A 26,163-nucleotide genomic window follows, 5' to 3' on the forward strand; every position below is an offset into this window, starting at 1 on the left:
TTGGAAAGCATTAAATGATTGCAATCGATTGGATGATTTAATAACTTAATACAAAAATCGCGTATGCAAAAAACAACAATCAAACTAACAAACAAACAAAATTAAAAAACTCAACTAAACAAAAAAGAATGAAAACAAACAAAAACATTAAGTATTACTTCTTTTTATTAGGATTAATACTATGCCTACCTATTTATGGGCAAAACGAAAATACTGTTAAAGGTACTGTTTCAGATGAATCTGGAATTCCTTTACCAGGTGTCTCGGTAATTATAAAAAATACGACAACAGGTACAGCTACCGATTTTGATGGTAACTATACTCTTAAAGCTAAATCTAGTGACGTTTTAGTATTTAGTTACCTTGGTTATACTACAAAAGAAATTACTGTAGGCAGTAAATCTACCATCGATGTAAATATGGCAGAAGAAGCTGGTAAACTTGATGAAATTGTTGTAATTGGTTATGGTAGCACTACAAGACGTGATGTTACTGGTGCAATTGCATCTGTATCAGGAGAAGACATTGTAAAAGTACCTGTAGCAAATGCTGCTCAAGCTATACAAGGTAAACTTCCTGGTGTAAGAGTTACAACTCAAGATGGACGTCCAGGTGCAAATATTGCTATACGTGTTCGTGGTGGTGGTTCTCTTACTCAAAGTAACCAACCATTATTTGTTGTTGATGGTTTCCCAGTAGGTTCTATAGATAATATACCTGGTGACCAAATTTTAAGTATTGATGTATTAAAGGATGCATCTTCTACAGCTATTTATGGTGCTCGTGGTGCAAATGGTGTAATTATAGTTACTACTAAAGGTGGTAAATCTGGTAAGCCAAAAGTAACATACGATGGTTTTACGCAGTTTAGTACAATTCCAGAATACTTACCAGTAATGAACGGATATGATTATATAGCTTATAACTGGGCATATGGTGATGCTATTGGTAGTCAATACAGCGATGCTTGGGAAAGATTATGGCTAATTGGTAGTCAAAATGGAAGTAATTCTGCAGGCATTGATTATTACAAAAATATTTCAAGTCGTGATTATACTAAAGAATTATATAATAGTGCTTTTTCGCATAGTCACAATGTTAATGTTTCTGGTGGAAACGAAAATGCTAAATACCTTTTAGCATTAAATCATTTTGACCAAGAAGGAAATAAAGTTGGATCATTTTTTGAAAGAACAAACCTTCAATTAAGATTAGACCAAAACTTAGGTAGCAAACTTAAATTTTCACTTAACACACGTTATTCTCAAATAAGTGAAGGTGACAATGGAGGTAACTCAACAGCTTACTACTTCCGCCCTATTAATTCTGCTGATATCCTTGGTGATTCTGATATAACAAGTAATACACAATTAGGGGATTATCTTGGTGTTTTAGATGATGACTTTAGCCCTATTGCTGCTTTAAATAATAATCAAAATGATGGCGTTTCACGTACATTGGTTACCAATACATCTTTAAGCTACGAAGTTATACCTGGTCTTACTGCAAAAACAGATTTTAGCTTAGTAAGTTTATGGAGTAATAGTAAATCTTGGTCTGGTGGCCCTCAAAATGAAGTTACTGAAGATGGTATAAACCTAGTTGGTTCTGCTAGAACACAACAAAAACAAGGCTGGAACTACAGGTGGATAAACACATTAAACTATGACTTTCAAGGATTAGGTGAAAACCACAAATTAGGATTATTAGCTGGTTATGAAGTTGCTGACACTGGTAGTGAAACTGTTACTATAAATGCATCAAAATTTCCAGAAGCTTATGATGCTGAACGTGCATGGAACAACATGCAAGAATATTATCGAGACCCTGATGATGGCGCTGCCAATCACTCATACACTACAGTTGGAGGTACTCCAACTACTCAACAGTCCTTATTTACTAGACTAACTTACGGGTTTAAAGGCAAATATTTATTTACTGGAACCTTTCGTGCAGATGGATCTTCTAATTTTGCACCAACAAAAAACTGGGGGTATTTCCCTGCTGCTGCCTTTGCATGGCGTGTATCTGAAGAAGAATTCTTAAATGATGTTAGTTGGTTAGACGACCTTAAAGTACGTATATCATATGGAGCTGTTGGAGCAGATGGTATTGATGCAGAATTATGGAAACAAAACTGGAGAGCTGCTCAAACTAGATTCTCAATAGGAGAAACAAGACAATCTTCAAACATTCCAGCAACTGGTGAACTTGCTAACTCAAATTTAGTATGGGAAACAACTATTACTAGAAACTTAGGTTTCGATTTTACATTATTTAATGGCAATGTAACTGGTGCTATAGACCTATATAAAAATAGTGTTGAAGACCTATTGGTGAAAACTCCTAGAAGTGCTCTTACAGGTTTCAGTAGTGGTTTTAACAACATTGGTGCTACAAGCAATAAAGGGATTGAATTCTCTTTAGGAGGAACCCTTATAAGCTCTGAAGATTTTAACCTATATGGAAGTTTTAACATCAATATTAATAAAGGCAATATTGATGAACTTGTGGATAGCGTTAATGGAGAATACAGTTCTGGATTTGGTGGTGTACGCCTTAACCCTCGTAACGACTACTTCTTACGTGTTGGAGATCCTGTAGGTTTACTAAGAGGTTACACACATGATGGGATGTATACTACTGCAGATTTTGACTATGATCCTGGGACTCAAATATATACTCTAAAAGCTGGAGTTCCAGATATTGCAAGTGGAATATTACCTAATATTTATGGTACTTTTAGTAATAAACCTGGTGCTCAAACGGCATATCCTGGTGTTCAAAAACTAAGAGATATTAATAATGATGGAGTTATTGACGATAATGACATTGGTGTTATTGGTGATACAAACCCAGATCATACAGGTGGTTTTAATTTAAGTGGTAACTATAAAAACTTCGATTTTAATGCAGATTTTACTTGGAGTGTTGGCAACGATATTTATAATGCAAATCGCGTACAAGCTTATTTAGGTAATAAAGAATCTGGATTATTTAGAAATAGATTTCAAGAATTAGCTGGACATTATAAAATTTACGATATAGTAAATGGTCAATTAACTAAAGTAGTTGAACCTGCTGCACTAGATGCACTTAATGCAAATGCAACAACTTACTTACCTTATCCTGAAAGCGCGGTAAGTTCTACTTTTGGAGTTGAAGATGGATCATACTTAAGACTTAACACATTTACTTTAGGGTACTCTTTACCACAAAATATTATTGACAGATTAGGTTTAAATAGATTCCGTTTTTATGGATCTATATTTAATGCTTTTACTCTAACTGGCTACAAAGGGTTCGATCCAGAAGTTAATGTAAACGACAATGATGGTAGTGGTAATTTCCCAACACCAGGTTTAGATTTAAATGCCTACCCAAGACCTCGTACTTACACATTTGGTGTAAACATTGAGTTTTAATTAAAAAAAAATTAAATTATGAAAAAAATATTTTATTTAATACTATCTGTATCTATACTTTTAAATACAGCCTGTAAGGAAGATTTCCTAGAGGTACAAGCACTTTCCAGTGTTGATGAAGATTTTGTTTTTGGATCGCCTAGTGAGGCTTTTAAAGTTCTTGCGGGATTATATGAAATTTGGTATGATTTAGACAGATTAATGTTTTATGAAACAGAAGTTGTAGGATCAGATTCTGAATGTCATCCTGAAAATTATGCGTCTCAAGGACGTCATATTCCAGAAGGACTGTTTGCTTCAGAATTCAACATTAACGATGGTAACTCTTCTAAGCAATGGAATGAATGCTATATCATTATTAATAGAGTTAATATCATGTTAGAGGCACTAGAGGCTAATGAAGATTATCAAGCTGCTGTAGCTGCAGGCCAACCTAGCGCTTGGACACAATTATACGGAGAAGCAGTTGCTTTTCGATCAACTGCTTACAAATTGCTAGTACGTTATTTTGGTGATGTACCTTATTATGACTACGCTATTAGAAGTACAGCTCAAACTGATACTTTAGGAATGACTTCTCGTGATGTAATTTACGAGAAAGAAATTGCAGCTCTTAAAAAAGCAATTCCTTTAATGTATAGATTAGGTGATGGCGGACTAACTGCTGAGCGTTTTTCTGGAACCTATGCTGATTATGTAGCTGGTAGAATGGCATTTGATGCTGCAGGTTATCAATTACGTCGTACAGATTTTGATTACGGAAGTGTTTCTTTTGATCAAATAGGAATAGAAAACTCAACTTGGCAAGCAAAATACGTTAGACGTAGCGATTGGCAAACTTATATGAATATTGCTAAAGATCATTACAGAAAAGTTTTAGATAACCCTGGCTCTGCTCGTTTAATAACGAATGATGAGCGTGGTGCTGGTTTTAATAACCCTTTTCAACGTAACTTCCAATATTTAATGGATTTAGAAATAAGTCCAGAATCTTTATATGAATCAGGTTATACACGTGGTCAAAATTCAGATTTCCCATATTCATTTGGTCGTCCATCAGGTGGTGGAGGTAGAAATGCTTATCCATGTAAAAATTATGGTCAAAGTCGTATTTATGCTAGTTTTTACTATGGAGATTTTATAGAAGGTGATATGCGTCGTGATGTAACAGCTTGTGTAACTGCAAATTCTGGAGCAGCTTCTGAAAGATTAATTAATTTTAATCCTGGAAGTCGTGAAAAAGGAGGTTTAGCTCATAACAAACTTGATGAATCTCGTTTTGCAGAGCCATATACAACAAGACAACGTCAATCAGGTTGTAACTGGCAGCAAGTAAGAATGGGTGATGTTATATTAGACCTTGCTTATGCTTATGCTGCACTTGGTGAGGATGCTAATGCAAAAACTGAACTAACAAAAGTACGTAGTCGTGCATTTAGTGCTGCTGACCAAGCAACTAAGGTTACAGCATACATAAATGGACTTTCTGGTCAAAGTTTAATTGACGCAATAGCTCAAGAACGTAAGTTAGAATTAGCTGCTGAAGGTAAAACACGTTGGGACATGACACTTTATGGTACTATGCCTGAGAGAATCAAAAAGTTACGTGACAGACAAATAGCTATGGTAGAAGGTTTAAAAGCTGATGGATTTTACACATTCCCTGAAACTGGAATGACAATTTCTAATTATGTTTGGACTAAATATGTAAATATTAAAACGGACATAGATCCTTCTTTGAATCTTTTAACAACTCAAACTCCTGATGGTATTACTACTGCAGATCCTAAATATCCTGTATTAGTTCCAGGTTGGAGAGGTACTAGTGATTTATGGACAGACTATATTGCTACACTTTCTAGCGATAAAGTTAACTTAGCAATTCGTGGTTTATATGAATACATTGATCCAGATGGACCTATAGCAGCAGCTTTAGAAGCTGATGGTTATGAAAAATCTGATTGGGGATCAAATATTATTGCCAATGAAAGTCAATACACATCAGATATTTTTAAAGGATATCCAGATTCTTATTATTCAGCAGGTGAACCACCTCGCTATATGAGAGCTGTTCCTTTTACAACATTATCAACTTCAAACGGTTTAATTACTCAAGGATACGGTCACGCATCAGAATAATTAATATCTTTTATAATACTAATAACCCGCTTCACAATTGTTGCGGGTTATTTTTTACCAAGAATTAAAATAATAAAACAATGAAATTTAACAAACACATCTCTATTCTTGCTCTTATACTTTTTTGTGTAGCCTTATTTAATAGTTGTAAACAAGAAAAAAAGGAAAGCCCTAAAGTTGAGGAAACAAAACAACTAACTATTTCTGACACTTTAAAATGGTCTCAACGTATGGCACTTTCAATAATAAAACGTAACCCTCAAGCTTGGGATATCGATCATATTCCTGAACCAAAATGGGAATATAAAGTAGGTCTAGTTTTAAAGGCTTACGAAAGGCTTTACGATAAAACTAAAAATGAAAAATATTATAACTATATCAAAGATTTTGTAGATTTAATGATTGATAGCACGGGTACTATCAAAGGTTATAAACTTGAAAGTTATAATATTGATTTAATAAATTCTGGCAAACTTCTCTTTAACCTATATGATAAAACTAAGGATGCAAAGTATTTAATCGCATTAAAACTTTTAAGAAGCCAGTTAGATGGACATCCAAGAACAAAATCTAATGGATTTTGGCACAAGAAAATATATCCTAACCAAATGTGGTTAGATGGTTTATATATGGGAGAACCATTCTATGCTCGGTATACTGCTGAATTTGAAAACGGTAAAAACTTTGATGATATAGCTCACCAATTTCAACTTTTGCATGATAAAACTTTTGACAAAAATACAGGTTTGTATTTTCATGCTTGGGATGAAAGCAAACAAATGGATTGGGCAAACAAAGAAACAGGGTGTGCTCCTAATATATGGTTAAGAGCATTAGGATGGTATTCTATGGCCTTAGTTGATGTGCTAGATTATTTGCCAAAAGAGCACCCAAAACACCAACTGTTAGTTGATTATTTAAATGAATTAGCAGAAGCTGTAAGTAATTTTCAAGACGAATCTGGATTATGGTACCAAGTACCTAATATGCAAGATAGAGAAGGGAATTATTTAGAAGCCTCTGGATCTTCAATGTTTATATATGCCTTTGCAAAAGGTGCTCATAAAGGATACTTACCAGCTAAATTTGAAAATATTGCTAATAAAGGTTTTGATGGTTTAATTAATAAATTAGTTACAGTTGATGCAAATGGAGAAATACATTTAAATCAAATTTGTAAAAGTGCAGGTTTAGGAGGTAACCCCTATAGAGATGGTTCTTATGAATACTATTTAAGTGAACCTATCTTAACGAACAACTCTCATGGTTTAGGTCCATTTATAATGGCTGCATTAGAATTAAACAGATAAGATAAGTTTTAGAACTAAACAAAAAAGCTATTTCTTTAAAAAGAAATAGCTTTTTTTAAATCATATTTTTTTAAATTAAAATCTATAATAAAAAGTAAAAAAGATTAATGTTTTATTACTTTTAATGTTACAGGTTCTTCTAATAACACTTTAAGAAAAAACATTTCAGATGGCTTATCAGTAATATTTAACTCAATCTTATCTTGATTAACATTATGTTTTTGTGATGAAATTAAAGCTCCACTTATACTATACAATTCTGAATTAACTGTATTAAGGATTTATTACTTAAACTAACATTAAAAACACCATTTGTTGGATTTGGAAAAACCTTTATAGTCTTAGCCAATTCATTTGTTTTCTATATATAAGTAAGGGTGTATATTTAAATATACACCCTTACTAAAATTATAAAAGATACTATTAATTAAATTTTATGTATTTTATTTAGTAATAAATTTTACAGATTTTTGACCTTCAATTGTTTTAACAGTCGCAATCCAAAGTCCTGATTTAAATGCAAAGTTAGTATCTTCATTAGTTTTTAAAGATTTTACTAATGCTCCAGTAATACTATAGATATTTACTTCTGTTGCAGATTTTACATTTGAAACATAAACTCTATTACCATAAGATTTTACATTAGTTGAAACATTAGATTTAGTAATATCATCAATTCCTAATGCTATATAATCAGGGTTTACATATAATGTATTTGGAGACATCATACCAGTTAAGTGATATGCAGCATTTCTCCAGATAGTTAAAGCTTCAGAAGAAATATTTTCACCATCCCCTAATGCAATAGCTCCATAATTCATTGAGAAAGCAATTACAGGTACTTGAAGTACATCTAAAGCATCTTCTCCTAATTGAACACCAGCACGTAATTCATTGAATACAATGGCTGCACTTGGAGTTGTAACGTCTGCTGTTTCAGCATGCATTGAACCTGTACTACCACCAATGTTGTTACCAGTAATATCGATATCATTAAGAACTTGAAGTCCTTTAGCTCCACCTCCTGCAGTACCAATATCATCAGTGCTTAAATCAGCAAATATTTGGATGTCGTTTCCACCTGAAAAATCTATACCACTAAATAATGGGTCAGCTCTTCTAGGACTATGATTAACAGATACTGATAAAGACGTAGATTCTACAATACTTGCATCAGCTTCTGTAATACCAGGCTTACCACTTTTCCAAGCATATGTTTTATTAATAATCATTGGCACACTAATATTTCTAATACTAGCAGAACCAGTAAATATAGCATCACCTGAACCAAACGTTTCTTGTACAATTACCAAATCGTAACCAGAAAGATCAATATTAGCGTCTGGATCTTGTACTACTGTTACATTGAAATTAGCATCAGCTTGTAGCATTCTAATGATTGCATCATTATCTACAGTAGAAGCTCCAGCAGCCATGGTTTTAGCTTTTGTAAGGTAAGCTACTTCTTTTGGACCAGCCGCATCAACAGTTGTAAATGTTGTGTTTGTAAAATCGAAATTAGAAATTATGTCTTTACCAGGAGCTGCTTTTATTTTACCATCAGCAATTAACCCTTCTAATTCTCCTCTTTGGTCTCCAACAACAATTAAACTACCACCATCAATAGTAATGTGGCCAGCACCAGCACGATCAGCACGTCCATCAATTGCTAAGCCTTTTAATTTCATACTACCTCCATTTAAGTTTACTGCTCCGTAACCATTATATCCTCCTAAGATAATTCCTTGACCAGTAGATGTTACTTCACCTCCATTTACGTTAAACTCACAGTCGCCGTTATCACCAACAATTAAATAATTCTTCGAATTTAATATTCCACCATTTATATTAACTAAAGATGGGTTATTTGAACCACCAAAACGTGCTTGATTTCTAATATTTACATCAGCTCCGTCTTCTAGTGTTAAATCTCCTCCCATGTAATTTCCACTTCCTCCATAAACAGCTAAAGGCGCAGCAATGGTAAGAGCTGTACCAGATCTACCATATAAGTGACTAACCACACCTTGTAAAAAGTTATTATCAGAATCAACGTCCCTTAATGCCGTACTTAATACTGGTGCATTAGCAGAAGTTTCTATCTGCACATCATCAAACTCATTCGGAATAACTCCTAAATCCCAGTTGTTTGGATTTAAGAAATCTGTATCTTCAGCTCCAGTCCAAGTTATTAAATCAATATTATCACCTGTAGATTTAGGCTCATAAGCAATAACAGAAGTTGTATCGTTTGCTACTATTACTCCCAACATTTGACTTGGTCTTGGTCTTATTTTATTAGCAGCAATTAATCCATCTACAAGAGTTTTTTGGTCTCCAGGTAATTTTAAAGTACCTCTATCGGTATCACTTTTATAATAAATAACCATGTAACCATCACCAGCACCAGCTTCATTGATAAGCACTGACCCGTTAAGTATTAAATCACCGTTGTAAAGATTAATAACACCATTTCCTGCGTAACCTCCCAAAATCAAACCATCAGCAGTAGAAGTTACTTTAGCATCAGCACCATTTATATTAAAAGTACAGTCTCCACCATCACCAACTATTAATTGATTTTTAGTATTTAAAAGACCTCCATAAACATTAATTACAGATGGGTTTCCAGCTTGACCAAAACGACCTTGATTTCTGATATTTACATCTGCACCTGCATTAAGTGTTAAATTACCTCCAAAGTAATTACCACCACCGCCACCAACTAAAATTGGTCCAGAAATATTTAATACACCACCAGAACCAGTTAAATGTGAAATATAATTATCCGAATTACCTGCATCTTGTACAGATGTTATATAAAAAGGTTTAATTGTAGTTGAATCAATAACTACATCAGAAGTTCCATCTGGTATTCCAACTGGACTCCAGTTTGCAGGGTTAACAAATACAGAATCTACGGCTCCTGTCCAAGTAACAGTATTTTGTGCACTTAAAGCCCCCATAGCGAATACTAAAGCACAAAACGATAATACGTTTTTTAGTAAAGTTTTTTTCATAATTTTAGTAAAGTTGTTTTAATTAGTAATTATTTTAAGGTAATCGATTACATTTTAAGAAATTGGTAAGTTTTTTATTAATGTAATCCATTACATTTTTTAAATATATTGTGTTATATCATTTCTAGTATCCTGCACTTACCTGAGAGATTTTGATTTTTAGACGAACTGCACAACTAATCGGATATAAGGCGTGTAAATTATTTTTTTATTAAGAAAAAAAACAATTTAGTAATAAAAAACCTACCAAGCATATAAATCTATCACCAATAAACATATGGTTCTGATATACTTTTAAAAAAGTATATTTAATAAAAACAAGTAAATATTAACAAATAAGAAAAAAATAAGAGATTATCATAATAATGCTTTAAAAGAAAATTGTGTAAATATTTTTAAAACATTTAAGGAATAAATAATTAATCTTTAAATTTATTAAACGCTTCCAAAGAAACTTTAAAAACACTACCGTGTCTTGTGCCATTAGGAAATTTAATTTTATCTGAAATATCTTCCCAAGTTTTTAAGTCTGTAGATTTAATGGCTCCATACTTATGGTCTTTGTATTTATCAAAATAAACAATCCAATTACCATCTATATTTATAACTGTTGGTCCTTCGGCCCAATAGTTTCCTGTAATAGGAGCACTTGCTTTTGTATACGGCCCTGTTAATGTATCAGCATATGCTATTTTGAGGTTTTTCTGAACAGGATTTTTTGTCTCATCCTTTAAAAACATAACGTATTTATTGTTTTGCTTTTTAATGGTAGCATCAATAACATTAAATCCTGGTTCGTATAATAATTTAGTATTGCTAAAGGTTTTAAAATCTTTAGTAGTTGCATAATACATTCTGTGATTATAACCATCATCTTCTTTTATTTGAGTTTCTGGAAATTGCCCTCTGATTGTAGACGCCCAATAAATCATATACACCTTACTCTCTTTGTCATAAGTAATTTCAGGAGCCCATGTGTTACGAGTCCCTTCTTCGTGTTGCATTACTGGAATAAATTGTTGTTCAGACCAATTAATTAAATCTTTAGAATGTGCATATCCAATACCTTTATCTGTCCAACTCACTGTCCATACCATATGATATAAACCATCGCCACCTTTTATAATACAAGGGTCGCGCATTAATTTATCTTTTCCTACTTCTGGCGTTAAAAAAGAAGTGTCGTTTTTTAACGATTCCCATGAATAACCGTCTTCACTATATGCTAAATGCAAACCGTCTTCTCCATTTCCTTTGAAATAAGAAAACATATAAATCTCTTTTTCGGGGATAAACTTATTTGCTATTAACCAATCTTCGCATGCTTTTGGCCAGTTTAAATGTGTTCCAAATCTTCCTAAACCAAAACCGTGTCCGCCATTTTCATAAATATGCATTTCGGCTTTAACATTCTTTTCCTTTAACGCTAAATAATAATTAATACTGTTTTCAACAGGAACAGATCCATCATCTGAAGCATGGATTAAAATAGTAGGAGGTGTGTTTTCATTTACCTGTTTTTCATTTGAGTATTTTTCAATTAATGCTTCAGAAGGAGTATCTCCTAAAAGATTAACTTTTGAACCATTGTGAGTAATGCCATCTTCCATAGAAATTACAGGATAAATCAGCATAGAGAAATCTGGTCGCGCACTGGTTTTATCTGAAACATAAACGTTATCATTATAATGTGTAGAAATTGTTGATGCTAAATGACCACCTGCTGAAAACCCTATCACTCCAATTTTATTAGGATTTATATTCCATTCTTTAGCGTTTCGTCTCAACATTCTCATGGCTTCTTGAGCATCTTGAAGCGGACCAATAGTTTTATCATTCATAATGATATCACTTGGCAATCTATACTTTAAAACAAATGCTGAAATACCAATAGAATTAAGCCATTCTGCTATTTTATCACCTTCTTTATCGTGTGACAAAACAGCATACCCACCACCAGGATAAATTATTACAGCCGTATTATCTGTTTTTTTATTATCTACCAAAAACAGTTTAAGTCTTGGGTTAACAACCTTTCTAATAGCGTTTGGTTTACCTTCTGAATCTAATCTAAAAACTTCTTGATAATCTTTATTTTCTTTAGAATTTGGTACCTCATCCCAAAGTTTGATTTCTTTATTTTGTGAATGCATATTAATGATAATTCCAAAAATTAAACTTAAAAATAATGTTTTATTAATCCCATTCATAGTTAGTTGTTTTAAATTCTTGAATCATTAATTTATTATGTATTCCAAAAAGAACCTCTAAATATACTATTTCCCTTTTTTATCTATTCTTATTCTTTTAGAGAATTTAATATGGTTTCTGGCATTAACTTATAAGGAATACTTTTTTTATTTCGTGTATCTAGAACAAAATAATCTAACAACACACCAGAATCAACCATATAAACCTTCAATTCTTGCTTGCCTTGTTTCTTAATAGGTACTTGAATTTGTTTAATAGCTGTATTACTCAATACATTTTGTTTCCAAGTATTACTTCTACCTTCTGTTTTAAAACTAATTATTTGAATGGGTTCTTCATTCCATTGTACTGCCACTCTAAGTTCGCTATCGGTTGACACTGGATGTGTTGGTATAGCTACTAGTTTTAGTATGGCGTTTTCTGTGATTGTTTCAGTAAATAATTCGTAATTTAAAACAGGAGCATCCTCATGATTTAAAACTGGTAACGCTTCTAATGGTGAGGATTGCATCACCGATTTTGAATGTCCAAATTCTTTAATTTCTTCCCATTTTAAAGAATCAACGTTATTTTTAGAAGACAAGTGATTTGCATAGATAACAGCTATTCCATTTTTTTCAACAACACTATTTTTAGGTGTTTTTTGATAGTTATCAGATATATTTATATGAATAATTTTCTCAATTGAATTTAACTGAACATTTAGAACTTCTGATTTAGGTGCTCCAGCTTCAACCCAAGCATCCCAATCAATTGAAACAAAAATACGATCTTCATTAATACTTGAAGTATCTAAACTACCGATGTTTTCACTCAGTTTTATCCACTTAGAGAACTCATTAAAAGACCAAGTTCCATTTTCATCATTCTTTAAATAAATGTCAATGAAGTATGATTTTGAATCGTTAATATAAAACGTTGGTAATCGCAATTCTCCACTATCCGTTTTTAATGTATCTTCAACTGAAACACCAATACTTCCTTTTGTATTTACTTTAGCTAAAATTATTTCAGGATCATCAAAAACAGGAAGTCTTCGAGGTTTCATATCCATCATACCATTCCATTTACCTTCTGATAATTGATTATATCCTTTTGTTAAAGATGTTATCTCATTATAAGATTTATGTGATAATCTTGCATAATTTAAAGCGCTTTTTCTTCCTTGTTTAGCATAAGTCATCGCTTTATCTCTAAACAAGAATTTCTTGTTCATATGAGAAGATGCCTTTACAGGATAACCAACTAATTGTGTAAAAGCACTTTTTAAATGCTCTGGCAAGTTTTTTTCAATAACATCAACTTCTGTTTCAATAGAGTCATAAGCATCAATACGCTCTTGAATTTCATCACCATTACTTAATGTGTTATAAGCTGTATTGTATATAGGTGTTGTTCTTTCTGTTTGGCTCCAGCCCATAAATTCAGGCTTACGTTCAAATGCTAATTGAAAATAATCTGCTCTAATATTCGAAATACTTTTTCCTAATTCTGAACCAAAAATATTTCCATAAAATTCTTCTTGATGCGTTGTAATATATTCTGGATTTTGAAATTTATCAGCATCATAAGCCATATCTAAAAATAACTGTGTATTGTATTCAGCAGGTTTAATATCACCAACATTTAATATCCAAATATTTTTATTATTCAAATTATAAGCCTTCATCATTTCCTCTCGTATCAATCCCGGATGTGTAGTGCTTAACCATAAATAATCATGAGGTCTTCCCCAATAAGATGCATGGTAATAAACGCCTGCTCCACCACCACGTTTACGCTCTTCTGTATTACTTAAATTTCTAATATATCCGTAATTATCATCTGTCCAAACCAAGGCAATATCTTCAGGTACAACAAGACCGTTTTGATATAAATCTAAAACTTCTTTATAAACAGTAAATGCTTGAGGAATATTAGTTACATCCTTATTAATATAACTTTTCAGCATGTTTCTTTGATCCTTAATAATGCCATCTAAAATTGAAACGGCTTCATCTTTACTTTTTACGCCTTCCATTCCGCTATCATGTACACCTCGCATACCCAATGTATAAATAGCATCAATATTTTTTGCCTCTTTTACGCGAGTTTCCCAATAATTATAAACAGTGGCTTTATTTGTTTTATAATTAAAACTGCCAAATTTCTCTTTATCCCATTCGTCTACGTTGTTTCTTAACATAGGTTCTGCGTGAGACGTACCTATAACAATATTATACAAGTTTGCCATTTTAGCATTACCCGGATAATAGAAAAACGCTTTGGTACTTGGATGCATCGCAGGCCAAATAGAATTGGCATTTAAACGTAATAATAATTCGAAAATTTTAGCATAAGTTTTCGGACCAATATCGTCCGTTTCGGGTTCAAATGTTTTTGCTGCCCATGGCTGTAATCCCCAATCTTCATCGTTTAAAAAAATACCACGATAGTTTACAGATGGTGCTTTACTATAAAAATTAGATGCGTTTAAAATTAATTCGTTTTGCTTTTTAACAGGAACATCTGCCCACCAATACCAAGGAGAAACACCTATTTTTTTTGAAATATTAAAAACGCCATAAGCAGTACCTCTTGGATTTGTTCCAGCTATGACAAACGCTTTCTTTATTCTTTTATTCGGATTTAAAATTGTTTGATATGAATAACTTTCCCATTGGTTTTCAAATCCTGATTTAATATTTGTTTTACATAAAAACTTCTTTAAAAGTTTTGATTTGATAGTACCTATAACAATAACATGACCTTTTGCCTTCTTAATATTAGTAAGAACTTCTGGTCTATAGTTTGTTACTTTAAAAATATCATCAGCTAATAAATAAGCGGAGATAGAATCTAAAGAACTACCATTTTTATCGTATAAGATAATTGATTGATGCTCTGAAGTTAAAACTTCAAAATCTTGTTGATTTATGTTTTCTTTATCTATTGAAAAAGTATTGGCTAATAAAATTTGACTTCCAAGAATCAAACTTAAAATCGATAAAAAATATTTCATTAATTAATTCAATCTATAAATTTCAGCACCTGCTAATAAAAAACATCCTAAACCGTAATCTTCGAAGTCTGGAACTTTATCATACGATAAAGGTTGACCATCCTTTGGTTCTTTTCCTGTAGACTGTAAATAACCTAAAAAACCATTATCATGTAAGCTTTCTTTAATCATGGCATTCCAAGCTTTTTCTATTACAGGCATATATTTGTCTTTATCTAAAATACCATTGTTTATTCCGTAAGCCATACCATAAACAAATAAAGCGGTTCCTGATGTTTCTTTGCCTCCATAATGCTTAGGATCATGTAAACTTACATTCCAAAAACCATCTTTTCTTTGAATAGGTACAAGAGCTTGAGCCATCGATTTTAAATCCATAATATACTGCTCTCTATGTGGTGCATCTTCTGGAATAATAGTTAAAACTTTTGCCAAGGCTGCAATTACCCAACCATTACCTCTACTCCAATAACTATCTTCACCATTTGGTTCTGTATAAGGCGGATCGAAATCGGCATCACGCCACCAAAGTCCATCTTTGGGATTAAACAATCCATTATCTCCATGTTTATCTCTGGTGTACATATACATATCGTACATTTTTTCGAAATAACGATTATCATTTTCTAAAACACCTAATTTAGCAAATACAGGCATACCCATTTGTATGGCATCAATCCACGACCAATCATCTAACTGCGGTGTGTTCAACAACATATTAATAGTTGCCTTTGTGTTTTTTAGTTTTTTAGGATCTGGTTCTAAATTGTATAAATCTATATAAGTTTGAGCAGCACAATAATCATCTGCATTACGGTTTGCACTTCCGTTTCTAAACCCCCATTTGTGAAACTCAGACCAATCATAAGCATAATCGTAATACGCTTCCTTCGGATAAATTTCATATAAAGCCATTAATCCTTCATAATACACGCCACGTGTCCAAATATTACTTGGACGTTCTTTATTGGTTACTATGGTTTTTCCAACATCTTGCCATTTATTCATGAAATAATCGTTAGCAAGTTGCATGCTTTCTAAAACTTTCTTCTTATCTGAAGTTTGGCCAAAAGCAGTTTGTAAACTTAAAACTGAAAGGCAAACTATTAATATGTGTTTGTTCATTTTATAATATTATGTAAATTAATTTTTCTTTAAAGCTGTTATAGTTACAGGTCCTAAAACACCTGAAGGCATTGGATTCCATTTAGTGGCATCAAATTTTTGATAATCTTTGTTAACCATATTTATTTCATAAAAATTCTTCCACTCTTCGCCTCTAAATTCTTTTGCTCTAATTCTATTTGCTGAAAGATTTGTAACTTTTAAAGTTAGTGTATTCTCACCTTCAAGAAGTGTTCCAACATTAATTTCAAAAGGGTTTGACCAAAGTGTTCCTATAAATTTATCATTCACCCAAACTTTAGCACTTTCTCTAACATCTCCTAGTTTTAAAAGCCAGTTTTCAGCGTTTTTATCTGGATTTTGAAATGAGATTTCATACTTAGCTGTTCCTGAAAAATCTTCTGCTTTCTTGCTTAATGTTGTCCAAGAATTTAATTCTGAAACCTTACCGCTCTCAGGTAAAGTTGGTCCGCCTCTTAAAAATGAAATATCCCAGTCGCCTTCTAAATTATAAACAGCATCAGTCGCTGTAAAATAATTCCAAGCTTCAACATCATTCTTATTGCTTGTTTTCAAAAACAAACTCTCACCAGACTTTATTTGAACTTTTACTAAAGTAATATCGCCTTCAGTTTTTGTTTCAGCCTTACCGTAAACCGATGTATTAGGATTGAAAATAATAACATTTTCTGATTTTACATTTACAGGAATAAATTGATCTATCGTTTTTGACGTATGATTTACCAAATAATAAATTTTATCACCATTAGCATCTCTTCTTATATATTTTAAACCTGTTTCAACTAATTTTTCTGGTTGCACTTGAGCTTCTTTTAAATCAGCAAAAATATTTTCTGAATGAAAGACAATTGACTTATTATCTGAAATCAGTTTTTGCATGGCATCATTCTGCTCCTTATAATTTTTAAATCCTGGAACCGATTTCGGAAGGTTCTGAAAAATAATTTTAGCACCTTGCTTCTTTAATTCGATTAACTTATTTAAAGTAGCCAAAGGCATATTGCTTGACGTAGGAACAATTAAAGTTTTGTAACTGCCACCAGGTAATTTTATTTTGCCGTTTTCGAAAGTAGCTGTTTCAATAAAATTATCTGAAATAAAATCTAGTCCATAGCCTTTTTCCATAAGACTTTTAGTGGTTTCGTAGAAAGGCTGATTATGTAACCACTCGTCTAAAGAATGTATTTTAAACTGAAAAAACAGATTGTTATTTAAATACGAATTCCAAACATCATAAATAGGCCAATACAATAAGTTTTCGTTATCAGGATTCCCCGATTGTAATAACGATTGACAATTAGCAATGTATGAGAACAATTGATTTTCATCTTCACCAAGTGCTAAATTAGGATTAAAATTAACAGATGCATAAAATTTCCACCCTGGCCATTCGGCACGTTTTGGAGAATAGGTTGTGCCATGTAAAAACACATGATTTACACCATTTAACAATAAATCTTCAACCTCTGGTTTACATTGAGATAAGGCTACTTTAAAATGATCGCGTAACCAAGTAAAGGTTTCTGATGATGTTAACGGTTTACCCGAAATATGAGCGGCAGATGAGGAAAACTTTAACATCACAGGATCGGCATCGCCTTCTCTAATATCTTCTTTTTCTCTTCTTAACCCTAATACATCATAGGGCATCGAACCAAATGTTTCACATTCTGGAATATCTGCCGATGCATATAAATCGATTAAATTCCCTGGCGATCCATGAGCTTGTAATCTAGATTTAAAATCATGCTTATTAGCCCAATTTGTCCAAGGTTCGTCAAATTTATAAAGCAACAAATTAGATAACGTTTCTCTATAATCACTTTTTACACGATTACCTTCTTCACTATCTTCTTCACTTAATAATAACGGTATATGTGGTTTTAAATCGTAACCTCTAAATTGCTCAAAAGCTTCAAAAAAGTTTGGTGTAAAATTGGTGCCATAAACTTCATAACTATCATTAAAAACAGATCTTATTTTTCCATCAAAGCCAACCAATGCGTTATCAAAAGGTTTTACATAAACATTAAGAGCTTCTTCAGAATAATGATCTAACGTAAATCCACTCGCACCAGGTGCTGCTCGTTTTACTTTTTGACCTGTTTTACCTGTAAAAACAGCATAAATTTTATAATTATCATCTTCTGCTTTCCAACTAATACTATTATTTTCAACCTGCTTCGTTAAATCTAAATAAGTTCCATTCTCGCCAAAAGCTAAAAGACAATTTAGCTTTGCTGGTCGCTTTTCTTTTGGGTTTTCAACTTTAATTTCTTTAGAAAAAGTATGTCCTTTTTTTACTTCATAATTTTGAGTAATCAGTTTTGTAGCAGCAAATTCAGGCGTTACTTGTGGTCCGCCATATGGCCAACCGGTACCTAAAGTTAAATCGACTTGCATATTTAAACTATCGGCAACAGCTATAGTATAATTAAGCATATTCATCCATTTAGGCGACAAATAATCAATGAAGTTATCTTCTTCTCCTTTAACTCCGTAAATAGGTGCAATTTCAACACCTCCAATACCTACTTTTTGTAAATCGATTAAATTTTGTTTAATATTAACCGAATCAACTGCACTACCCATCCACCACCAACGTGTCCATGGTTTTTGCTGATTGGTTATTTCAGGTAACACACTAGTATCTGAAACCTTTGTGTTTTGTGACTCTAAACACGAAAGCACTAAAACACTTAGTGCTATTATTATAAATAAATTCGTTTTTTGCATTATATAATTTTAGTGGTGTTTTTGTATATCTACAGCATATATTTGAGATTTCCCTTCAAAATTAGCTCTAAAAATGATTTGTTTTCCGTCTGGTGAAAAATGTACATTAGGTTCTAAATGATAATTATGATTTTTCATGTTTACCAGTTTAGTAGATATTAGACTATCTCCTTTTGGTACAAAATGATATATCCATTGACCATCTTTTGCATGAGCCACTTGCCCTTCATCGCCTCCATCTCCAGCAAATGTTTTTAAATCTGGTGATACATTATAATGAATAGACCATTCATTTCTTTTAAGTACATATCGTGTTTCTTTACCTGTATCCAAATGCTTTCCTGCTAAATAAAATGTTTCTCCTCTGGGAATTTGAAGATCGAACCAAATAGTTTTACCATCTGGACTAAAAAACTCATGTCCTGCTATTTCTCTATGAACTGTTCTTTTATGGATAAGGTTTCGCTCCTTTGTAGTTATATCTATATTCCAAATTCTATCAACTTTATGCCAAGGTCCTTCATGACAATACATAAATAAATTTGGATCTGTTGGTGAAAATTGTTCATGATTTAACCAAGCATGTTCATCAAACAATTGTGTTAATTTACCATTAGAAACATTAATAGTAACAAGTGTTCGTTTTAGCTTAGCTTCATAAATTTTATCGAAAAAATTTCTCTTTTCTGGATTTTTCCTAAATATTTCTTGTTCTTCTTTTGATGACAATACACCTCCCAATAATGTTTCATCTGCATTTAAAGTAGCAATAGACCCCACCATATCTTCTGGGAATTTATAAATAAACTCGGTTTTATGTGTATCAATATGTGTGGCAAAAATACTGTCACGCATCCTGTAATACACCTTACGTGTTTTATCGCCAACAATTTCTCCTTTTTTGTTTCCTTTTTTATGGGTAATTTGAGTAATTTCTTTTGTTTCTAAATTAAAAGAAAATAATTGCTTACCCGTTTTAGTGCTTCCATAAAAAATCATAAGCCACCCTTTGTTGTCTTCTGTTGGTAAAAAAGGATTGTTATGAAAATAAAAACTTCTATTATCTCCTACTCTATCAACTAATTTTTCTACTTTATGTCCAGTCTCAGAATCTATCCAAACTTTTGCTAGGGAACTTGCTTTGCCTGTTTTCATTACAGGAATTTGCTCTTGATTTATTTGAGTGACCGTATCTTGAGTTGCTTTATTTTCTTTACATGAAAAACCAAGTAAAATAAATAAGAAAAAATATATTATAGGAGCTTTCATGTGTTTATAATTATTCTTTTTTGGTCACATGTAACATTCATTTAATTCTTTCCTTGGGTATTGAAAATTTAATTATGAATGTTTCATAAAAAAACGCTTTAAAATCTTTTGTAAATATAAAATGTACCAAATTAAATGCTATCCTGTAGCATCCTGTTTATACCAATTCCGCATTAAAATTACCGTAATAAAACGCGCCTTTTTCCTTTCTACTTCAATATAAAAAGAAACCGTAACTACAGCTATGCTTTATTTTTCTATCTTGTATAAAGAAAAAAATTATCATTTTATTTTACAGTAATTTCAATACAGAATTGGTATTAGGTTTTATAATTACTTAAAATGAGGTAATTAATTTTATAAATTTTTATCTTCTAAAAAAAGAATAATTAGAAAATTTGCTGCTTTTATAATTATTTAAGCTCCTGCATCTCATTATTAAAGTCATAAAGCAAAAAAAGAATAGCTTCAACTTTAGGGCTCAAATTATCAGCAAGAACTTTAAAAGCTCTTGTCATATGTCCTTCAATAGTCTTAATTGATATATTTAGATGCTCAGATATTTCGGTGTGTGTTAGACCATCCTTTTTATTAAGTATAAAAATTTGTCTGCATTTTGGTGGTAAATTTTTTATTTCTTCGTTTACCAATTTTATTAATTCATTTAAATTCTCATATTCATTTTCAACCACCAAATCAAGTGCTTCTAAATATTTCTTCTCTAAATAAATTACAGGTTTGTTTTTTCTAAATTGATCAACGAATTCATTATAAACTGATTTATAAACGTAATTCTTAATATCAAAATGAGTATTAATATTTTTTCTATTTACCCAAATTTTCACAAATACATTTTGGACAATATCTTCTGCTTTAGCTTTATTATTAGTTAATGTAAAAGCATATATGCATAAATTCTTGTAATAAGTATTCATTAAAAAATCGTAAGCCTTAGTATTACCTAATTTCAATTGTTGGGCAAGCGTAAGATTTTCAGAAAAATTCAATTTTTTATCTAGTTTTTTTGTAAATATATAATCTAATAAATGGAATGCTATCCTGTAGCATCCTGTTACGTTTTTTATTTACACTTAAAAATAAAATTATTTTTTTTATTAAAAATTAGTCCTAAATTTTAAAAAACAAGTCTTAATCCTTCATGATTCCAAGCATTTAGCATTTTTTTAACACTGATAAATACTCATTTTTTTACATGTTTTTATATCAAATACTCAAAAAAATTAAAAAAAATTAAGAAATAATAGAGGGGTGGCGCAAATTATTACGTAATTAGTAATATAACATGTAAAATGAACAAGTCAGAAATTCATAAAATAATAGTTAAGTTCCTTAATAAGGAAGCATCTTCGCATGAACTAGAATTACTGAATAATTGGCTAGAAACAAAAAAGAACCATACTGAATTTAACCGTTTAGTTAAGGTAGAATATTTAACAACAGCTTGTATGAGTGATTACGATTTGCATAAAGCAAAAAAAAACATAAACAAAAAGCTCAAGAAAGCTGAAAAAGTACGCAGAATAGCCATCTACAAAAAAATAGCCATAGCTGCCTCTTTTGCTCTATTATTAACTTTAGGTTTCATACATAATAATAAAAAGGAAACAGAAATTGTAATTACAACACCAATAGATATTGGCTCTAGTAAAGCCATCCTTACTTTAGAAAATGGCAACCAAGTTCATCTTGAAAAAGGAAAAGCTTATAAATCCGAAAAAGTTAGTAGTAATGGAGAAGAACTTGTGTATTCTGAAACATTACTAAATAAAAACACAAAAAAATCTCCTTCGTATAATTATTTAGCAATTCCTCGCGGAGGCGAATTCTTTATCAAATTAGTAGATGGAACAAAAGTGTGGTTGAATTCTGAATCAAAAATAAAATATCCAACAGAATTTATAAAAGGCGAAACGCGTATAGTAGAACTGTTATATGGCGAAGCTTATTTTGAAGTATCTCCAAGTACAAATCATAATGGTGATGCATTTAAAGTTATTACTAAGCAACAAGAAATTAATGTTTTAGGAACAGAGTTTAACATTAAAGCTTATAATAACGAGGATGAAATTGCTACAACATTAGTAAATGGTAGTGTTCAAGTTAACAGTGGGAATACAAAAAAAACCATAAAACCGAACCAACAATCTATTATAAACAATAAAAACCCTAATTCAATAAAAGTATCAGAAATTGATGCGATGCAAGAAATTGCCTGGGTAAAAGGAAACTTTTCTTTTAACGAAGAAACTCTAGGAGACATGATGCAAGTATTGTCTCGTTGGTATAATGTAGAAGTTGTTTTTGAAACAGCAGAACGAAAAAATTATGTTTTTACAGGAATTTTAGAACGTACTAAATCGATAGAGAACATTTTAGAACTTATTCAGGCAACTGGAGAAGAAGACATAGAATTTAATATTAGCAAAAAAACAATTATTGTGAAATAAAAAAAAGGAAAAGGCTACACGTTCGAAGGTAATAGCCTTTTTCCTAGTTGATTAATTAATTAAAACCACGTTTAACTAAAACCAAGACTAAATTATGAAAATTAATTTTATTAGGGAGGTATTCTGTAAAAAGGATAAACTTCTAAAATGTATTATGAAAACATTTATCTTCTTATGTTGTACAATTTCCTTTGCTTTTGGGTCTAAGGATGCCTTTTCGCAGGATACCGACATCATAATTGATTCAGACAGGACTGTAAATGTCAAACAGTTATTTAAGCTTATAAATAAGCAAACCGATTATAAGTTTGTTTATAGGCATGATTTAATTAAGAAAGCACCAGAGTTACCCTTAAAAAAAGGCGTTATTAAAGCAGGTGTATTATTAGATAAGTTTTTAGCACCTATAAATTTCACCTTCGAATTTAGCAAAAATCAAACTGTTATAGTAAAGAAAAAGCCAGCTGTTTTAAAAGACGAAAGTCATTTACCTACTGTTACAAATGCTGTTACTCAAAAACAGATTAGTGGTACAGTAACAGATGAAAACAATATTCCTGTACCAGGAGTCAATCTTATAATTAAAGGTACTAAAAATGGCACTAGTACAGATTTCGATGGTAACTACACTATTACTGCAGCTGCTGGAGAAACACTTGTATTCTCTTATATAGGCTATAAAAGTGTTGAAGTTTTGATTGAAAACGAAGACATTTATAATGTCTCACTTAAAGCAGACAACGCTCAACTTGATGAAGTTGTTGTTGTTGGTTATGGTACACAAAAACGTAAAGATTTAACTGGAGCAATATCATCTATAAAGTCTGAAAACTTTATAGACGCTTTACCAGTTGCTCCCGAGCAATTACTTCAAGGTAAAATAGCGGGTGTAAATATTGTACAAAGTAGCGGACAACCAGGAGCATCTTCAACAATTAGAATTAGAGGAACTAGTTCTATATCTGCAGGTAACGACCCTCTATATGTTATAGACGGAGTAATGATGCAATTTGGAAGTGCTAATAACACAGTAAAAACTGTATCTTCTGGTTCATCTCCTCATTCTGAAGAATCGATTAACCCTTTAAGCTTAATAAATCCAGCAGACATAGAAAGCATTGATGTATTAAAAGACGCTTCGGCTTCAGCTATTTATGGATCAAGAGGAGCTAATGGAGTTATTATTATTACAACTAAAAACAAAGGAAAGTATGGTGATTTTTTATCATACGACTCTTATATGGGAGTTTCAAGTGTTCCTGAATATCTTCCTTTTTTATCTGCAGATGAATATAGAGCATATGCAAATGATAATAGCTTGCCTTTATCAGATCAAGGAGTAGATACAAACTGGCAAAAAGAAGTTTTTAGAACTGCTATTACACAAAATCATAATATTTCTTTTGCAGGAGGCTCTGAATCTACAAACATTACAGGTTCATTTGGATATAATAACCAAGAAGGTATATTATTAAATTCTGAACTCGAAAAAATGACAGGCCGATTACAAGCTAATCATACAACATTAAACGACAGACTTAAAATTGGTTTAAATTTAACATATGCAAATGTTGATGACCAAAGAGCTGCAGTAAACTCTAATATTGGAGATGAAGGAGGTAACTTACTAAAAGACGCTTTACGTTGGGCACCAACATTACCTGTTAGAAATCCTGACGGTAGCTATTATCAAATTGGTGCACTACGAGTAAATCCTGTTTCTTGGAGAGATGTGACAGATGAAAGTCATAGTTCTTTATTATTAGGTAATTTAGATACATCTTTCAAATTAACTGACGATTTAACTTTATCTACTAAAATAGGTCATTCAGCTGAAAATGTAAATAGGTTTACTCAAATTCCTTCAACGCATCCAGCAGGTGAAGGACAAGGAGGTATTGCATCTATTAGCAAATACAAAAACCTAAATATACTAACAGAAACAAACCTTACCTATAATAAACAAATAAATGATGACAACCATATTACTGTTTTAGCAGGTTATTCTTATCAAAAATTCCAATCAGAAAACACCTTTACATCAGCAAATAATTTTGTTTCTGACGCTACAAGATGGAATTTAATACAATCGGGAACGATTCAATCTAACACATCTTACAAAGAAGCTAGTAAACTATCATCTTATTATGGACGTATTAACTACAAATTAAAAGACAGGTATTTACTTACTTTAACTTTAAGACGTGATGGTTCTAGTAAGTTTCAAAATCATAAATGGGGTACATTCCCTTCTGGTGCCCTAGCTTGGAATATATCAGACGAAGATTTTATGGTAGACTCCAAAATAAGCAACTTAAAATTACGTATTGGTTATGGGGTTACAGGAAATCAAGAAATACCTAATTACCTTGGTTCAGAGCAACTTTCAATAGCCGGGTCTGCTGTTTATGTTTTTGGTGGTCAAGCAATACCAAGTGTATTACCTACAAACTTTGCAAACCCTAATTTACAATGGGAAGAAACGACTCAATTAAATTTTGGTGTAGATTTTGGATTATTCGACAATCGTATTGGAGGATCCATAGATTATTACATAAAAAAAACAAATGACTTATTATTACAATTCACTACAGCAGCTCCATCAGTTGTTCCTTTTCAATGGGCTAATGTTGGAAAAGTTGAAAACAAAGGTTTAGAGCTGAGTTTAAATGCAGATGTTATTAGTAATGAAAATTTCAGATGGTCTACAAACTTAAATTTTGCGACTAATAAAAATGAAGTAATTAGTCTTTCTAACGAAAACTTTCAAAGAGATGAAATTAGAACATCAAGCGGTTCTGGTGTAGTTGGTAATAATGCTAATACACAAATAATTAAACCAGGCCTACCTTTAAATACGTTTTATGGATGGGAATTTACAGGATATGATGCAGATGGGTTAGAAACATATCTTGACGTTGATGGTACAGATGGTGCTGATGAAGTTGCAATTGGTGATGCTAATCCAGATTGGACATTTGGTTTTAATAACACCTTTAATTACAAAAATATTGATGTTACTATGAATTTTAGAGGTGTTGTAGGTAATGACATTTACAATAATACAGCTGCTGAATTTTCGTATGTTAGTCAAGCACCCGGAGTAAATGTTCTTAAATCTGCTTTAAACACAGGAGCAAGTAGAGCACAAACAGCTCAATATTCTTCTCAATGGCTTGAAGACGGTAGTTATTTAAGATTAGATAATTTAACAATTGGGTACAACTTCGATGTAGATAAAGTTAGCTTTATTAAAAAAGCTAAAGTTTATGTTAGCGGAACTAACTTATTTGTTATTACAGGTTATTCAGGTTTCGATCCAGAAGTTAGAACAAGATCTATTGGTATAGATTATCTTGTTTATCCAAGACCAAGAACTTTCCAAATAGGAACTAGTATATCATTTTAATTAGAAACCTATTAAAAAATTTAAAGAAA

13 protein-coding genes are annotated in these 26,163 nt (G+C 31.8%); 5 read left to right on the forward strand and 8 right to left on the reverse strand.

All coding sequences use genetic code 11. The annotated features are described in order from the left end of the window. Window positions 1-128 precede the first annotated feature (128 nt). The 3 genes from ACH5TW_RS02455 (at window position 129) to ACH5TW_RS02465 (ending at window position 6,874) form a co-directional block, all read left to right on the forward strand. On the forward strand, window positions 129-3,425 hold the full coding sequence (locus tag ACH5TW_RS02455; RefSeq protein WP_439334893.1) for a SusC/RagA family TonB-linked outer membrane protein: 3,297 nt from the start codon (window positions 129-131) through the stop codon (window positions 3,423-3,425). A gap of 18 nt (window positions 3,426-3,443) precedes the next feature. After that, the gene (locus ACH5TW_RS02460) at window positions 3,444-5,564 is read left to right on the forward strand and encodes a RagB/SusD family nutrient uptake outer membrane protein (protein WP_439334894.1); all 2,121 of its coding nucleotides are present in this window, start codon (window positions 3,444-3,446) and stop codon (window positions 5,562-5,564) included. A gap of 80 nt (window positions 5,565-5,644) precedes the next feature. Further along, window positions 5,645-6,874, forward strand: a complete 1,230-nt coding sequence (locus tag ACH5TW_RS02465) for a glycoside hydrolase family 88/105 protein (protein WP_439334895.1) — start codon at window positions 5,645-5,647, stop codon at window positions 6,872-6,874. Window positions 6,875-7,118: 244 nt separating this feature from the next. Here ACH5TW_RS02465 and ACH5TW_RS15960 read toward each other — a convergent pair whose 3' ends face one another. The 8 genes from ACH5TW_RS15960 to ACH5TW_RS02500 all read right to left on the reverse strand — a co-directional run bounded on the left by ACH5TW_RS15960 (window position 7,119) and on the right by ACH5TW_RS02500 (window position 21,264). Further along, complete coding sequence (locus tag ACH5TW_RS15960) at window positions 7,119-7,223, reverse strand: T9SS type A sorting domain-containing protein (protein ID WP_500691797.1); 105 nt, start codon at window positions 7,221-7,223, stop codon at window positions 7,119-7,121. Between the two features lie 94 nt (window positions 7,224-7,317). Further along, window positions 7,318-9,894: a hypothetical protein gene (locus ACH5TW_RS02470; RefSeq protein WP_439334896.1), complete on the reverse strand. Its 2,577-nt coding sequence runs from the start codon at window positions 9,892-9,894 to the stop codon at window positions 7,318-7,320. 419 nt (window positions 9,895-10,313) lie between these two features. Continuing rightward, a complete protein-coding gene (locus ACH5TW_RS02475) occupies window positions 10,314-12,104 on the reverse strand; it encodes a prolyl oligopeptidase family serine peptidase (protein ID WP_439334897.1) in 1,791 nt (596 codons plus the stop codon). 89 nt (window positions 12,105-12,193) lie between these two features. Continuing rightward, the gene (locus ACH5TW_RS02480) at window positions 12,194-15,106 is read right to left on the reverse strand and encodes a glycosyl hydrolase 115 family protein (RefSeq protein ID WP_439334898.1); all 2,913 of its coding nucleotides are present in this window, start codon (window positions 15,104-15,106) and stop codon (window positions 12,194-12,196) included. 3 nt (window positions 15,107-15,109) lie between these two features. Then, complete coding sequence (locus ACH5TW_RS02485) at window positions 15,110-16,231, reverse strand: glycoside hydrolase family 88/105 protein (protein WP_439334899.1); 1,122 nt, start codon at window positions 16,229-16,231, stop codon at window positions 15,110-15,112. A gap of 18 nt (window positions 16,232-16,249) precedes the next feature. Beyond that, window positions 16,250-18,988 (reverse strand): glycosyl hydrolase, encoded by a 2,739-nt coding sequence (locus ACH5TW_RS02490; protein ID WP_439334900.1) that lies wholly within the window; start codon window positions 18,986-18,988, stop codon window positions 16,250-16,252. 9 nt (window positions 18,989-18,997) lie between these two features. After that, window positions 18,998-20,257 (reverse strand): oligogalacturonate lyase family protein, encoded by a 1,260-nt coding sequence (locus tag ACH5TW_RS02495; protein WP_439334901.1) that lies wholly within the window; start codon window positions 20,255-20,257, stop codon window positions 18,998-19,000. Between the two features lie 413 nt (window positions 20,258-20,670). Beyond that, window positions 20,671-21,264 (reverse strand): RNA polymerase sigma factor, encoded by a 594-nt coding sequence (locus ACH5TW_RS02500; RefSeq protein ID WP_439334902.1) that lies wholly within the window; start codon window positions 21,262-21,264, stop codon window positions 20,671-20,673. Window positions 21,265-21,567: 303 nt separating this feature from the next. On the opposite strand from ACH5TW_RS02500, the gene ACH5TW_RS02505 reads away from it, so the two are divergent. Together ACH5TW_RS02505 and ACH5TW_RS02510 are read left to right on the forward strand one after the other, a co-directional pair. After that, the gene (locus tag ACH5TW_RS02505; protein WP_439334903.1) at window positions 21,568-22,725 is read left to right on the forward strand and encodes a FecR family protein; all 1,158 of its coding nucleotides are present in this window, start codon (window positions 21,568-21,570) and stop codon (window positions 22,723-22,725) included. Window positions 22,726-22,879: 154 nt separating this feature from the next. After that, a complete protein-coding gene (locus ACH5TW_RS02510) occupies window positions 22,880-26,134 on the forward strand; it encodes a SusC/RagA family TonB-linked outer membrane protein (RefSeq protein WP_439334904.1) in 3,255 nt (1,084 codons plus the stop codon). The last annotated feature ends 29 nt before the right edge of the window (window positions 26,135-26,163 follow it).

The organism is Thalassobellus sediminis, assembly GCF_044386045.1.
Classification (GTDB): domain Bacteria; phylum Bacteroidota; class Bacteroidia; order Flavobacteriales; family Flavobacteriaceae; genus Thalassobellus; species Thalassobellus sediminis.